Origin of the sequence: Serratia liquefaciens ATCC 27592 (genome assembly GCF_000422085.1) — a bacterium.
GTDB classification, from domain to species: Bacteria; Pseudomonadota; Gammaproteobacteria; order Enterobacterales; family Enterobacteriaceae; genus Serratia; species Serratia liquefaciens.
Genome location: NC_021741.1, coordinates 148585 through 162520 on the forward strand (window position 1 = coordinate 148585; position 13936 = coordinate 162520).

A 13936-nucleotide genomic window follows, 5' to 3' on the forward strand; every position below is an offset into this window, starting at 1 on the left:
GCGTGAGAGCGCCCAATTCGCAGGTTCGCCTGCGGTTAACCGACCAAAAGAGATTCGCTGTGAAAGTGTTGACAGTTTTCGGCACCAGGCCTGAAGCCATCAAAATGGCACCGCTGGTACATGCCCTGGCTCAGGATGAAGCCTTTGAATCAAGAGTCTGCGTGACGGCACAGCATCGTGAGATGTTGGATCAGGTATTGCGGTTATTTGAGATAGTGCCTGATTACGATCTGAACATCATGAAACCCGGCCAGGGATTAAGTGAGATCACCTGCCGCATCCTTGAAGGCCTGAAAGGCGTTCTTGAGGAATTCAAACCGGATGTGGTGTTGGTTCACGGCGATACCACCACCACGCTGGCCACCAGCCTGGCTGCATTTTATCAGCGTATCCCGGTAGGGCATGTAGAGGCGGGCCTGCGTACCGGCGACCTTTACTCCCCGTGGCCGGAAGAGGCTAACCGCAAGCTGACCGGCCATCTGGCGATGTACCATTTTGCCCCGACGGAGAATTCGCGACAGAATCTGTTGCGCGAACTGTTACCGGACGATCATATCTTCGTCACAGGCAACACGGTAATCGACGCGTTGTTCTGGGTACGCGATCGGGTGATGGGTGATGCGGCCTTGCATGACAGCCTGGCTCAACGCTACCCGTTCCTGGATGCCGACAAAAAGTTGATTCTGGTAACTGGTCATCGCCGCGAAAGCTTTGGCGGTGGGTTCGAGCGAATTTGCAGCGCGCTGGCAGAAATTGCCCGTACTCATCCCGAAGTGCAGGTGGTGTATCCGGTGCATCTCAACCCCAACGTCAGCGAGCCGGTCAACCGCATTCTGAAAGGGATTGATAATATCATCCTGATAGATCCCCAGGATTATTTGCCCTTTGTCTATCTGATGGCTAAGTCATATATGATCCTGACCGACTCTGGCGGCATTCAGGAGGAGGCGCCATCATTGGGTAAGCCAGTGCTGGTGATGCGTGACACCACCGAGCGGCCGGAGGCGGTAGATTCTGGCACGGTGCGGCTGGTGGGTACCGACGTAGCAAAAATTGTTGATGCGGTTAACCGGCTGCTGACGGACGAAAACGAATATCACGCCATGAGCCGGGCGCATAACCCTTACGGTGACGGGCATGCCTGCCAGCGTATTCTGGAAGCTTTGAAGAATCATCAGGTGACACTATGAGTTTTAACACTATTTCGGTTATCGGCCTGGGTTATATCGGTCTGCCAACGGCGGCGGCGTTTGCCTCCCGCAAGAAAAAAGTGGTGGGCGTAGATGTTAACCAACATGCGGTGGATACCATTAACCGTGGTGCGATCCATATCGTTGAACCCGACCTGGATAAAGTGGTGAAAGACGCGGTCGACGGCGGCTATCTGCAGGCGGTGACCAAACCTCTGGCAGCGGATGCCTTCCTGATTGCGGTACCGACGCCGTTTAAAGGCGACCATGAGCCGGATCTGGCGTATGTCGAGGCCGCAGCCAAATCCTTGGCACCGGTGCTGAAAAAAGGCGATCTGGTGATCCTGGAGTCCACCTCGCCGGTGGGCGCGACCGAACAGATGGCGCAGTGGCTGGCAGAAGCGCGTAGCGATCTCAGTTTCCCGCAGCAGGCCGGTGAGGCCGCTGATGTGAACATTGCCTACTGTCCGGAGCGCGTGCTGCCGGGACAGGTGATGGTTGAGCTGATTCAAAACGATCGGGTGATTGGCGGTATGACGCCAAAATGCTCGGAGCGCGCCAGCGAGCTGTACAAGATTTTCCTCGAGGGCGAGTGTGTGATTACCAATTCACGCACCGCTGAGATGTGCAAGCTGACCGAAAACAGCTTCCGCGATGTGAATATCGCCTTTGCCAATGAGTTGTCGTTGATTTGCGCCGATCAGGGCATCAATGTCTGGGAGCTTATCCGCCTGGCGAATCGCCATCCGCGGGTCAATATTTTGCAGCCTGGCCCCGGCGTCGGTGGCCACTGCATTGCGGTTGACCCTTGGTTTATCGTCTCGCAGAATCCGCAGCAGGCGCGTTTGATTCATACCGCGCGCCTGGTGAATGACGGAAAACCGCTGTGGGTGGTTGATCGTGTGAAAGCCGCAGTGGCTGACTGTCTGGCAGCAACCGATAAGCGTGCGTCGGAAGTGAAAATTGCCTGCTTCGGCCTGGCATTCAAGCCGAATATCGACGACCTGCGCGAAAGCCCGGCGGTGGAAGTGGCGCATTTAATTGCTGATTGGCACGTGGGTGAAACCCTGGTGGTGGAGCCGAACGTTGAGCAACTGCCGAAATCGCTGGCGGGCCATGTGACGCTGAAAGCGATGGCCGACGCGTTGCAGCAGGCGGACGTGATCGTGATGTTGGTCGATCATAAGCAATTCAAGGCAATCAGGCCGGAAGAGATCACGCAATCCTGGGTAGTAGATACCAAAGGGGTATGGCGTTGAAACGTATTTTAGTCACTGGGGGCGCCGGTTTTATCGGTTCCGCGGTCGTCAGGCATATTATTGCAGCCACGCGGGACAGCGTGGTGGTGGTGGATAAGCTGACTTACGCCGGCAACCTGGAATCGCTTGCGGTGATTGCTGATAGCGAACGCTATTCGTTCGAGCAGGTGGATATCTGCGATCGCGCGGCATTGGATCGGGTGTTTGCCCAATATCAGCCGGATGTGGTCATGCACCTGGCGGCGGAAAGCCATGTCGATCGTTCGATTGATGGCCCGGCGGCCTTTATCGAGACTAACGTGGTGGGGACCTATACCCTGCTGGAGGCGGCCCGTCATTATTGGCATCCGCTGGAGGCGGAGAAGAAGCAGAGCTTCCGTTTCCACCATATCTCCACCGACGAGGTGTATGGCGACCTACACGGCACGGACGATCTGTTCACCGAAACCACGCCTTACTCGCCAAGCAGCCCGTATTCGGCCTCCAAGGCATCCAGCGATCATTTGGTCCGTGCCTGGCTGCGGACCTATGGCTTGCCGACCCTGGTCACCAACTGCTCCAATAACTACGGCCCATACCACTTCCCGGAGAAACTGATCCCGTTAGTGATACTCAATGCCGTTGCCGGTAAACCTTTGCCGGTGTATGGCAACGGCGCGCAGGTGCGTGACTGGCTATATGTCGAAGATCATGCGCGTGCTCTGTATCAGGTGGTTACCGAAGGTGTGGTAGGCGAAACCTACAATATCGGTGGCCACAACGAACGCAAAAATATTGAAGTGGTGCATACCATTTGCGATCTGCTGGAGGAGTTGGCGCCGAACAAACCGCAGGGCGTGGAGAAATACCGCGATCTGATCACTTACGTCAAGGATCGCCCGGGCCATGATATGCGCTATGCGATAGACGCCGGCAAAATTGACCGGGAGCTGGGCTGGCACCCACAAGAAACCTTTGAAAGCGGCATTCGCAAAACGGTTTCCTGGTACCTGAACAATGAAACCTGGTGGCGTCGCGTTCAGGATGGTTCCTATGCGGGTGAGCGTTTAGGTTTATCCGACTAAGTTTACCCGGGCTGCCTGAGTGGTGGCCCAGTGGATTCTGGAGTGAGTATGAAAGGTATTATTCTGGCGGGTGGATCCGGTACACGTTTGCATCCAATTACTCGCGGCGTATCCAAGCAGTTGCTCCCGATCTACGACAAGCCGATGATTTACTATCCGCTGTCGGTGCTAATGTTAGCCGGGATCCGCGACATTCTGATTATTTCCACACCGGAAGACCTCCCTTCATTCAGACGTCTGTTGGGTAACGGCGAAGAGTTTGGCATTAATCTCAGCTATGCCGAACAACCCAGCCCCGATGGTCTGGCTCAGGCGTTTCTGATCGGTGAAGAGTTCCTGGCCGGCGAGCCGAGCTGTCTGGTGTTAGGCGACAATATCTATTTTGGTCAAGGGTTTAGCCCGAAACTAAAAACGGTCGCTGCACGTACCCAGGGCGCGACCGTGTTCGGCTACCAGGTGATGGATCCCGAACGTTTTGGGGTGGTGGAGTTTGACGATAACTTCCGCGCTTTATCGATCGAAGAAAAGCCTGCCGAGCCCAAGTCCAACTGGGCGGTGACCGGCCTGTACTTCTACGACAGTCAGGTGGTGGAGTTTGCCAAACAGGTCAAGCCTTCCTCCCGTGGCGAGCTGGAAATTACCAGCATTAACCAGATGTATCTGGAGCGTGGCGAGCTGACCGTTGAACTGCTGGGCCGCGGTTTTGCCTGGCTGGATACCGGTACCCATGACAGCCTGCTGGAAGCCAGCAGCTTCGTGCAGACGGTGGAAAAACGCCAGGGCTTTAAAATTGCCTGCCTGGAAGAGATCGCCTGGCGCAACGGTTGGCTGGATGATGACGGTGTGAAACGTGCCGCACAGGCGCTGGTCAAAACCGGTTACGGCAAGTATCTGCTGGATTTATTGCATGCGCGTCCACGCCAATATTGAGCCCTTAGCCTGGGAAAGCGAATTTTTCGCTCTTGGCAGCGCCAGGCTCAACTTTTCCACCACGGCCCCGGTGTTGACCGAGGCCGGTCTGGCAGCCTACGCCTTGGTGCAAGCTAAAATCCCGGCGCACCAAACCGCCTGGGCGGACGCATTGTCGGGTCTGGGTTTCCAACTGGTTGAGGCTGAGGTCGATCTGTTGCTGAATATCGGCACGGAATGTGCATCGTCGCAGAGTGCGCTACCGCCAGCGATTCGCCTGGCAGTGCCGGAGGATATTCCGGTATTGCGTGCGGCAGCGGCCAATGTGTTCACCGCCAGCCGTTTTCGGGCCCCTTGGTACGACGTTCAGGATAGCGGGCGTTTCTATGCTGCCTGGATCGAAAAAGCGGTACTGGGAACCTTCGATCACCAATGCCTGTTGGCACTGGACGAAGCCGGTCAGCCGGAGGGCTTTGTCAGCCTGCGTGATATCGGCGGCCAAGAGGTTAGAATCGGCCTGCTGGCAGCTTTCCCCGGGGCGTCAGGCAAAGGTATTGGTGCGCGATTAATGGCGGCGGCCATTGCTGAGTGCCGGCAACGGTCGCTGCAACGCCTGCGGGTGGCGACACAGCTCGGTAATTTAGCCGCATTACGGCTCTATCAACGACGGGGTGCTGTTATTGAAAGCACCTCGTATTGGTTATACAGAGGAAAACATGATCCCATTTAACGCTCCACCGGTTGTTGGCACTGAACTTGACTATATGCAGGCTGCAATGGACAGCGGCAAGCTGTGCGGAGATGGTGGTTTTACTCGCCGTTGCCAGCAGTGGATGGAACAGCGTTTTGGCAGCCCGAAGGTGCTGTTGACGCCGTCCTGTACCGCGTCACTGGAGATGGCGGCGATCCTGCTGGATATCCAGCCGGGTGATGAAGTGATCATGCCGAGCTTCACCTTTGTTTCAACCGCCAATGCCTTTGTGCTGCGCGGGGCCACCGTGGTGTTTGTCGACCTGCGTCCGGATACCATGAACATCGATGAAACTAAAATCGAAGCGGCCATCACCGATAAGACGCGAGCTATCGTGCCGGTGCATTACGCTGGAGTAGCCTGCGAGATGGACACCATCATGGCGCTGGCGAAAAAATATAACCTGTACGTGGTGGAAGACGCTGCGCAGGGGGTGATGGCTACCTACAAGGGCAAAGCGCTCGGTACCATCGGTCATATTGGCTGCTTTAGCTTCCATGAAACCAAAAACTACACCGCAGGCGGTGAGGGTGGCGCCACGCTGATCAACGATCCGGCACTTATCGACCGGGCGGAAGTCATTCGTGAGAAAGGCACCAACCGCAGCCAGTTCTTCCGCGGTCAGGTAGACAAGTACACCTGGCGCGATATCGGCTCCAGCTATCTGATGTCAGATTTGCAGGCCGCTTATTTGTGGGGTCAACTGGAAGCGGCCGATCACATCAATCAACGCCGCCTGGCGCTGTGGCAGAAATATTACGACAGTTTCCTGCCGCTGGCAAAAGCTGGGCGCATCGCGCTGCCGACCATTCCGGCGGACTGCGTGCACAATGCACACATGTTCTATATCAAACTGCGTGATATTGAAGACCGCACGGCCTTTATCGATTATCTGAAGGAGGCCGAAATCATGGCGGTGTTCCATTACATCCCGTTGCACGACTGCCCGGCAGGCGATCGTTTTGGCCGTTTTTCCGGCGAAGACCGCTTCACCAGTCAGGAAAGTGCGCGTTTGGTCCGTTTGCCGTTGTTCTACAATATGTCTGATGTCACTCAACGCACAGTGATCAATACCATTCTTAGCTTCTGCGCCTGATATGTCGCTGGCAAAAGCATCAATTTGGACCGCAGGCTCCACGCTGATCAAAATTGGCGCGGGGCTGCTGGTAGTGAAACTGCTGGCGGTAGCGTTTGGCCCCAGCGGGGTTGGACAGGCGGGCAACTTCCGTCAGCTGATTACCGTGCTGGGCGTGCTGTCCGGCGCCGGGATTTTTAACGGCATCACCAAGTATGTTGCCGAATATCATCAGGATCCGCAGCGGTTACGGCTGGCTGTCGGGACGGCCTCGAGTATTGTGCTGGGTTTCTCCACGCTGCTGGCGCTGGTGTTTCTGTTCGCGGCGGAGCCTATCAGTATCGGGTTGTTCGGCCATGCTGACTATGTCGGTGTGGTGCGGGCGGTAGCCTTTATTCAGATGGGTATCGCCTATGCCAACCTGTTTATGGCGGTGCTGAAAGGCTACCGCGATGCGATGGGCAACGCGCTGGCGGTGATTGGCGGTAGCCTGATTGGCGTAGTGGCCTACTACCTGTGCTTTAAGCTGGGCGGCTACGAAGGCGCGCTGGCGGGGTTGGCACTGGTGCCAGCCTTGGTGGTGTTGCCCGCAGGTTTTATGCTGTGGCGGCGCAAAACCTTGCCGCTGCGCTATTTGGCATTGGCATGGGACAAGGCGTTAGCCAGCCATCTTGGCAAGTTCACCATCATGGCATTGATCACATCAGTGACGCTGCCGGTGGCCTATGTGATGATGCGTAACCTGCTGGCCAGCCATTACAGTTGGGATGAGGTCGGGATTTGGCAGGGCGTCAGCAGCATCTCCGACGCTTACCTGCAGTTTATCACCGCCTCGTTTACCGTTTATCTGCTGCCAACGCTGTCGCGATTGAAGGAAAAAAGCGCCATATCTCAAGAGATTGTGCGCTCCTTAAAATTTGTACTGCCCGCAGTAGCGGCGGCGAGTTTCACGGTCTGGTTACTGCGCGACTTCGCCATCTGGTTGCTGTTCACGGACAAGTTCGTCGCGATGCGCGATCTGTTTGCCTGGCAACTGGTAGGGGACGTGCTGAAAGTGGGTGCCTATGTGTTCGGCTATCTGGTGATTGCCAAGGCGTCGCTGCGTTTTTATATCCTGACCGAAGTCAGTCAGTTCCTGCTGTTAACGCTGTTCTCGCATTGGTTGATACCGCTGCATGGCGCGCTGGGAGCGGCACAGGCCTACATGGCAACCTACATCGTGTACTTTACGCTCTGTAGCTGCGTATTTATTCTTTACCGTAGACGAGTATGACGACACTGATTCACGTATTGGGATCTGACATCCCGCATCACAATCAGACGGTGCTGCGTTTCTTCAACGATGTGTTGGCGAAACGCCTGCCGTCCGAACAGACGCGTCATTTTATGGTGGCTGCCAAAGATGCCGCTGCGTTAGGGGTGTTTCCCGAGCTGAGCATTGAATGCCATCCGGACAAGAAAAGTCTGGCGATGGCGGTCATCGCCCGCGCGCAGGCCGATCGCAATCAGCGTTTCTTCCTGCACGGCCAGTTTAACCCTACGCTGTGGTTGGCGTTGCTGAGCGGTAAAATCAAGGCCGATCAGGTGAGTTGGCATATCTGGGGCGCTGATTTGTATGAAAACGCCACCAGTTGGAAATTCCGCCTGTTCTATTTGCTGCGCCGTATTGCGCAGGGCAGAGTGAGACACGTGTTCGCGACCCGCGGTGATATTATTCATTACCAGCAGCGCCATGCCCGCGTACCGGCCTCTCTGTTGTATTTCCCGACGCGGATGGATCCGGCGTTAACCGGCATTGAGGTAGAGAAAAACCTGGCCGGGCCGATGACCATTCTGGTGGGGAACTCTGGCGATCGTACCAACCGTCATATTGAGGCGTTGAAAGCGATTCATCAGCAGTTTGGCGCCGAGGTGCGGGTGATCCTGCCGATGGGCTACCCGGCCAATAACGACGCCTATATTGAACAGGTGCGCAGCGCCGGGCTAGAGCTGTTCAGCGCCAGGAACCTGCAGGTGCTGACGCAGCAGGTGGCGTTCGACGATTACCTGAATATTCTGCGCGAGTGCGATCTGGGTTACTTTATTTTTAACCGCCAGCAGGGCATAGGCACGCTGTGTCTTCTGATCCAGTTTGGCGTGCCCTTTGTGCTGAGCCGGCAGAACCCGTTCTGGCAGGATCTGGCGGAGCAACATCTGCCTGTGCTGTTCTATGGCGATTCGCTGGATGAGGCGGTCGTGCGTGAAGCGCAACGCCAACTGGCCTCCGTCGATAAACAGGCCATCGCTTTCTTCAACCCTAACTACGTTGATGGCTGGCAGCAGGCATTAACCCTGGCGGCAGGGGACAACGTATGACGCTGGCGCAATTTGGCGGGTTGTTTATCGTTTATCTGGTGAGCGTGCTGTTTATTCTGACGCTGGCTTACCAGGAGTTTAGGCGCGTCCGTTTCAATTTTAACGTCTTCTTTACGCTACTGTATTTGCTGACGTTTTACTTCGGTTTCCCGCTGACCTGTCTGCTGGTGTTTCAGTTTGACGTCGAGGTGGTACCGGTAGAGTTTTTACTCTATGCGATCCTCTCCGCTACTGCTTTTTATGCGATTTATTACGTCAGCTATAAAACCCGGCTGCGAAAGCGCAGCGTGCAACCGCGTAAGCCGGTATTCACCATGAACCGGGTGGAAACCCATCTGACCTGGATGTTACTGGCGCTGGTGGCGATGGCGACCGTCGGCATTTTCTTCATGCAAAACGGTTTCCTGCTGTTCAAGCTCAACTCTTACAGCCAGATTTTCTCCAGCGATGTCTCTGGGGTGGCGCTCAAGCGGTTCTTCTATTTCTTCATCCCGGCGATGCTGGTGGTGTATTTCCTGAAGCAAGATCTGCGCGCCTGGTTCTTTTTCCTGGCGGCGACGGTGGCCTTTGGCATCCTGACTTACGTGATAGTTGGCGGTACCCGCGCCAATATCATTATTGCCTTCTCGCTGTTTCTGTTTATCGGCATCGTGCGCGGCTGGATCTCGTTGTGGATGCTGGTGGCCGCCGGCGTGTTTGGTATCGTCGGCATGTTCTGGCTGGCGTTAAAGCGCTACAGCCTGGACGTCAGCGGTCCCGAAGCGTTCTATACCTTCCTTTACCTGACGCGCGATACCTTCTCGCCATGGGAAAACCTGGCGCTGTTGCTGCAGAACTACGACAAGATTGATTTCCAGGGCCTGGCACCGATAGTGCGCGATTTCTACGTGTTCATTCCGGCCTGGCTGTGGCCGGGGCGACCAGACACGGTGCTCAATAGCGCCAACTATTTCACCTGGGAAGTGCTGAATAACCATTCCGGCCTGGCGATTTCACCCACGCTTATCGGCTCACTGGTGGTAATGGGCGGTGCGGTGTTTATTCCCGTTGGCGCGGTGCTGGTCGGGATGATCATCAAGTGGTTCGACTGGCTGTATGAGATGGGCAAAAGCGAACCTAACCGGTATAAGGCCGCGATATTGCAAAGTTTCTGCTTCGGTGCGGTATTCAACATCATCGTGTTGGCGCGGGAAGGGGTAGATTCCTTTGTCTCGCGAGTGGTGTTCTTCTGCCTTATTTTTGGCGCCTGCCTGCTGATGGCTAAGTTGTTGTACTGGCTGTTTGACACTGCCGGGTTGATTAAGGCGCGGGTACGGCGTACGCGTACGCTGGCATCGACGCCATCATCCGTACGGGTCGACGGCCTTCTGTAAGGGTAATAATAACGATGGACGCAAAAATTTCGGTTCCTCAATATGAGCTGCGCGGTTTCAGCCTGTGGGGATTTCGCGATATGGCGCAATGCCTGGATTTTCTGTTTGACGGCGGCCGGGTAAAGCAGGGCACGCTGGTCGCGATGAACGCCGAAAAGATACTGAAGGCGGAGGAAGATACGGCGTTGCACGCCTTGCTGGATGAAGCGGAATACAAGTATGCCGACGGCATCAGCATGGTGCGCTCAATACGCCGTAAATACCCGGGGGCGCAGGTATCACGCGTCGCGGGAGCCGACCTGTGGGAAGCGTTGATGCAGCGTGCCGGACGCGAGGGTACGCCGGTCTTCCTGATTGGCGGCAAACCCTCGGTGCTGGCGGAAACCGAAGAGAAGCTGCGTAGCCAGTGGAATGTAAACCTGGTGGGCAGCCAGGACGGTTATTTCAAGCCTGAACAGCGAGATGCGCTGTTCGAGCGCATTCGCGGCAGCGGTGCCGCCATAGTGACGGTGGCCATGGGATCGCCGAAACAGGAAATCCTGATGCGTGACTGCCGTAAAGTGCATCCGCAGGCGCTCTATATGGGCGTAGGCGGTACTTACGACGTGTTCACCGGGCACGTGAAGCGTGCGCCAAAGATTTGGCAGAACCTCGGTCTGGAGTGGCTCTATCGGCTGTTAAGTCAACCGAGCCGCCTGGGACGCCAACTGAAACTGCTGAAGTTTGTCAGCTATTATTACCGCGGCAAGATGTAAGAACGATGCTGGGGCGGAAGATCCCGCCCCGGCGCGCCATGTTGTTCAAATAACCTGCTTTATGACGGATTCGTCAGCACTCCTATAACCTCAGCCCATAAACTCGCCTGTATTTATTCCATAAAGTTTTAAATTGCGGTTTGCTTATAGCGGCAAAATGCGAAACGATACCGCCCGGAAATTATCCCTGAGCGTTGGCGCAAAACGTGATAGCGCTTAACGACGTTTTTCTCACCGTAAGATCGTCCCATCACAAGCTGGTGTCCGCCAACGCGGCGGGAGAGGTTTTACGCTATTTTCATTAAAACAATAACGACCGGTAACGGCCGGCATGCAAACACAATCAAAAAAATAATATTGAGGATTTATGGCACACAAAGAAAAACCGCAAGGCCTACACCGGGGGCTGGAAGCCCGGCATATCGAGCTGATTGCTCTGGGGGGCACCATCGGGGTGGGCCTGTTTATGGGCTCGGCCAGCACGCTGAAATGGGCGGGGCCATCGGTATTGTTGGCTTATATCATCGCCGGCCTGTTCGTGTTCTTCATTATGCGTTCGATGGGCGAGATGCTGTTCCTTGAACCGGTCGCGGGCTCCTTTGCCGTTTATGCCCATAAATACATGAATCCCTATTTTGGCTACCTGACCGCCTGGGGCTATTGGTTTATGTGGATTGCCGTAGGCATCTCGGAAATCACCGCCGTTGGGGTCTACGTGCAGTTTTGGTTCCCGGAAATCCCGCAGTGGATACCGGCGTTAATCGCCGTGGCGATGGTAGCGCTGGCCAACCTGGCCGCCGTGCGCCTGTACGGCGAGCTGGAGTTCTGGTTTGCTATGATCAAGGTTACCACCATCATTGTGATGATTTTGGTGGGGTTGGGGGTGATCTTCTTTGGCTTCGGGAATGGCGGGCAGCCGATTGGCTTTGCCAACCTGACCGAGCACGGCGGTTTCTTTGCCGGCGGCTGGAAGGGTTTCCTGTTCGCGCTCTGTATTGTTGTGGCGTCCTATCAGGGCGTTGAACTGGTGGGGATCACCGCCGGTGAAGCCAAAAACCCGCAGGTGACTCTGAAGCGTGCGATTAACAATATCCTGTGGCGTATCCTGATCTTCTACGTCGGTGCCATTTTTGTCATCGTCACCATCTTCCCCTGGAACGGCATTGGCACCGCAGGTAGCCCCTTCGTGCTGACCTTTGCCAAAATCGGCATCGTCGCTGCCGCCGGTATCATTAACTTTGTGGTGCTCACGGCTGCGCTTTCAGGCTGTAACAGCGGGATGTACAGCGGTGGCCGTATGCTGTACGCACTGGCTAAAAACCGGCAGTTGCCGGCGTCGTTGACCAAGCTGTCCGCCAACGGCGTGCCGGTTAACTGTATCGCCGTGACCATTGCCTGCCTGCTGGTCGGCTCGGGGTTGAATTACCTTATCCCCAATCCACAGGCGGTGTTTGTCTATGTCTATAGCGCCAGCGTGTTGCCAGGCATGGTGCCGTGGTTCGTGGTACTGATTAGCCAACTGTATTTCCGTCGCGCCCATAAAGAAGCGATTAAAACCCACAGCTTTAAGTCGATTATGTTCCCCTATGTGAACTATCTGACCATCGCTTTCTTGGTCTGCGTGCTGATCGGCATGGGAATTAACCCGGATACGCGAATTTCTTTGCTGGTCGGGGCGATTTTCTTAGCGGCAGTCAGCCTGTGCTACTTTGCTTTCGGCATGCACAAGAAACATCATCCGGCTGAAAAACGGACAGAAACACAGCAATAACCGGTGAAAAGGGGCTACGGATAGCGCTTTCCTGCGCGGGAGTGAGCAAAGCGTAATCAAACACAACATTTCTGCGAAAAAGCACTAGACAGGATTGTGTTAAATCCGTAGTATCCCCTCCCGCAACGGCGCTATGCGCCCGTAGCTCAGCTGGATAGAGCGCTGCCCTCCGGAGGCAGAGGTCTCAGGTTCGAATCCTGTCGGGCGCACCATTAAGTTTGTGTGCAAGAGCTGCGGTGGTAGTATTACCGCGTGAAGTAGTTAAGAAGTAATGGTGGCTATAGCTCAGTTGGTAGAGCCCTGGATTGTGATTCCAGTTGTCGTGGGTTCGAGTCCCATTAGCCACCCCACTTCCTAAGAGAAGTGAAGAATTTTAAGCTGTTTTGTGACTGTGCGAAGGTGGCGGAATTGGTAGACGCGCTAGCTTCAGGTGTTAGTGTTCTTACGGACGTGAGGGTTCAAGTCCCTCTCTTCGCACCACACAAAATGTCTAATAAATTTAATATTTACATAGACATAAGCGATAAAATTTAGTAGTATCTGCAACAAGAAATCGGCGAGTAGCGCAGCTTGGTAGCGCAACTGGTTTGGGACCAGTGGGTCGGAGGTTCGAATCCTCTCTCGCCGACCACATTCAAGAAAACCCGCTTTTAGCGGGTTTTTTTACATCTGTAGTTTATAGGATGAGCACCTCCGAAGGAGGTTTGAGCCGAGCGCAGCGAGACAACGTTGCTTTAGCAGCGGCCCGTAGGGCGGCATCGCAGATGCAAGTCATCCTCTCTCGCCGACTACATTCAGAAAAGCCCGTTCAGCAATGAACGGGCTTTTTGCTTTCTGACATTCCGCTTTGCGTCCTCCTGCACTGGTTTTGCCTCTGCCCGCTATCTATCGTATCCCGCCAGGACGCTTTTGGCTTGGTGTTGGCTTCCGGCGACATCGGCATGCCGCATTGTCGTCAGCTTGAGACATTTAATGAATTGATTTTATTGAATAAAAATGACTTTGGCTTAAGTCGTCGTTTTAAGGCGACATATCTGCAAACGTCAGGTGATAGCAGCAGAAAGGGCAGTGAGCGGAATGAAACGAAGTGCTGAGATTAAATCTGTTTTAATTCAGCTTATTAGGCTTTTCGCCTGAAGGAACGATGCGTTTTTCCCAAAGTTGGCACGCCAAGTGCAATATCCACCATGTAGATGCTCATTCCACCTCTTATGTTCGCCTTAGGCTTCATAAACCCTGGGAATGACGCAGAGCCGATTTAGGGTGCCTATTGCCCACCAGAACGATGACGGCGTTGCTTGCAATGGTCGACATCACACTCCGGGCATAACGTTGAGTGAGGCACCGCCCCTGTTGTCCTAGACCTGATTGCTTTTTATACACTTGCCACCGCGGCAAGTGTTTTTTTTTGCCTAATACCCATCATATTTGAAG

At 54.9% G+C, this 13936-nt stretch carries 11 protein-coding genes, 4 tRNA genes and 1 other RNA gene; all 16 read left to right on the forward strand.

Features of this window, described 5'->3' with window-relative positions; translation table 11 throughout:
- The first annotated feature begins 59 nt into the window (after window positions 1-59).
- The 16 genes from wecB (at window position 60) to M495_RS24725 (ending at window position 13293) form a co-directional block, all read left to right on the forward strand.
- Complete coding sequence (gene wecB, locus M495_RS00635; RefSeq protein WP_020824751.1) at window positions 60-1190, forward strand: non-hydrolyzing UDP-N-acetylglucosamine 2-epimerase; 1131 nt, start codon at window positions 60-62, stop codon at window positions 1188-1190.
- Window positions 1187-2449 (forward strand): UDP-N-acetyl-D-mannosamine dehydrogenase, encoded by a 1263-nt coding sequence (gene wecC, locus M495_RS00640; RefSeq protein ID WP_020824752.1) that lies wholly within the window; start codon window positions 1187-1189, stop codon window positions 2447-2449. The genes wecB and wecC overlap by 4 nt, the downstream gene beginning before the upstream one ends.
- Window positions 2440-3513, forward strand: a complete 1074-nt coding sequence (gene rffG, locus M495_RS00645; protein WP_020824753.1) for a dTDP-glucose 4,6-dehydratase — start codon at window positions 2440-2442, stop codon at window positions 3511-3513. Before wecC ends, rffG begins: the two co-directional genes overlap by 10 nt.
- A 48-nt stretch (window positions 3514-3561) precedes the next feature.
- Complete coding sequence (gene rfbA / locus M495_RS00650) at window positions 3562-4443, forward strand: glucose-1-phosphate thymidylyltransferase RfbA (RefSeq protein WP_020824754.1); 882 nt, start codon at window positions 3562-3564, stop codon at window positions 4441-4443.
- Window positions 4421-5152 carry a dTDP-4-amino-4,6-dideoxy-D-galactose acyltransferase gene (rffC, locus tag M495_RS00655; protein WP_020824755.1) on the forward strand — a complete coding sequence of 244 codons (732 nt, stop codon included), beginning with the start codon at window positions 4421-4423 and terminating at the stop codon, window positions 5150-5152. Before rfbA ends, rffC begins: the two co-directional genes overlap by 23 nt.
- On the forward strand, window positions 5139-6269 hold the full coding sequence (gene rffA, locus M495_RS00660) for a dTDP-4-amino-4,6-dideoxygalactose transaminase (protein WP_020824756.1): 1131 nt from the start codon (window positions 5139-5141) through the stop codon (window positions 6267-6269). Before rffC ends, rffA begins: the two co-directional genes overlap by 14 nt.
- Before the next feature lies 1 nt (window position 6270).
- On the forward strand, window positions 6271-7521 hold the full coding sequence (gene wzxE / locus M495_RS00665; RefSeq protein ID WP_020824757.1) for a lipid III flippase WzxE: 1251 nt from the start codon (window positions 6271-6273) through the stop codon (window positions 7519-7521).
- A complete protein-coding gene (locus tag M495_RS00670; protein WP_020824758.1) occupies window positions 7518-8603 on the forward strand; it encodes a TDP-N-acetylfucosamine:lipid II N-acetylfucosaminyltransferase in 1086 nt (361 codons plus the stop codon). The genes wzxE and M495_RS00670 overlap by 4 nt, the downstream gene beginning before the upstream one ends.
- Window positions 8600-9976 carry an ECA oligosaccharide polymerase gene (gene wzyE / locus M495_RS00675; protein ID WP_020824759.1) on the forward strand — a complete coding sequence of 459 codons (1377 nt, stop codon included), beginning with the start codon at window positions 8600-8602 and terminating at the stop codon, window positions 9974-9976. The genes M495_RS00670 and wzyE overlap by 4 nt, the downstream gene beginning before the upstream one ends.
- 14 nt (window positions 9977-9990) lie before the next feature.
- Complete coding sequence (wecG, locus tag M495_RS00680) at window positions 9991-10731, forward strand: lipopolysaccharide N-acetylmannosaminouronosyltransferase (RefSeq protein WP_020824760.1); 741 nt, start codon at window positions 9991-9993, stop codon at window positions 10729-10731.
- A gap of 367 nt (window positions 10732-11098) precedes the next feature.
- Window positions 11099-12502 (forward strand): bifunctional threonine/serine APC transporter ThrP, encoded by a 1404-nt coding sequence (gene thrP / locus M495_RS00685; protein WP_020824761.1) that lies wholly within the window; start codon window positions 11099-11101, stop codon window positions 12500-12502.
- A 135-nt stretch (window positions 12503-12637) separates the two neighbouring features.
- Window positions 12638-12714: transfer RNA gene (locus M495_RS00690), tRNA-Arg, on the forward strand.
- A gap of 62 nt (window positions 12715-12776) precedes the next feature.
- Window positions 12777-12852: transfer RNA gene (locus M495_RS00695), tRNA-His, on the forward strand.
- A gap of 43 nt (window positions 12853-12895) precedes the next feature.
- A tRNA-Leu gene (locus M495_RS00700) sits at window positions 12896-12982 on the forward strand.
- Window positions 12983-13056: 74 nt separating this feature from the next.
- Window positions 13057-13133: transfer RNA gene (locus M495_RS00705), tRNA-Pro, on the forward strand.
- Window positions 13134-13164: 31 nt separating this feature from the next.
- Window positions 13165-13293: non-coding RNA, RtT sRNA (locus tag M495_RS24725), on the forward strand.
- Window positions 13294-13936: the final 643 nt, after the last annotated feature.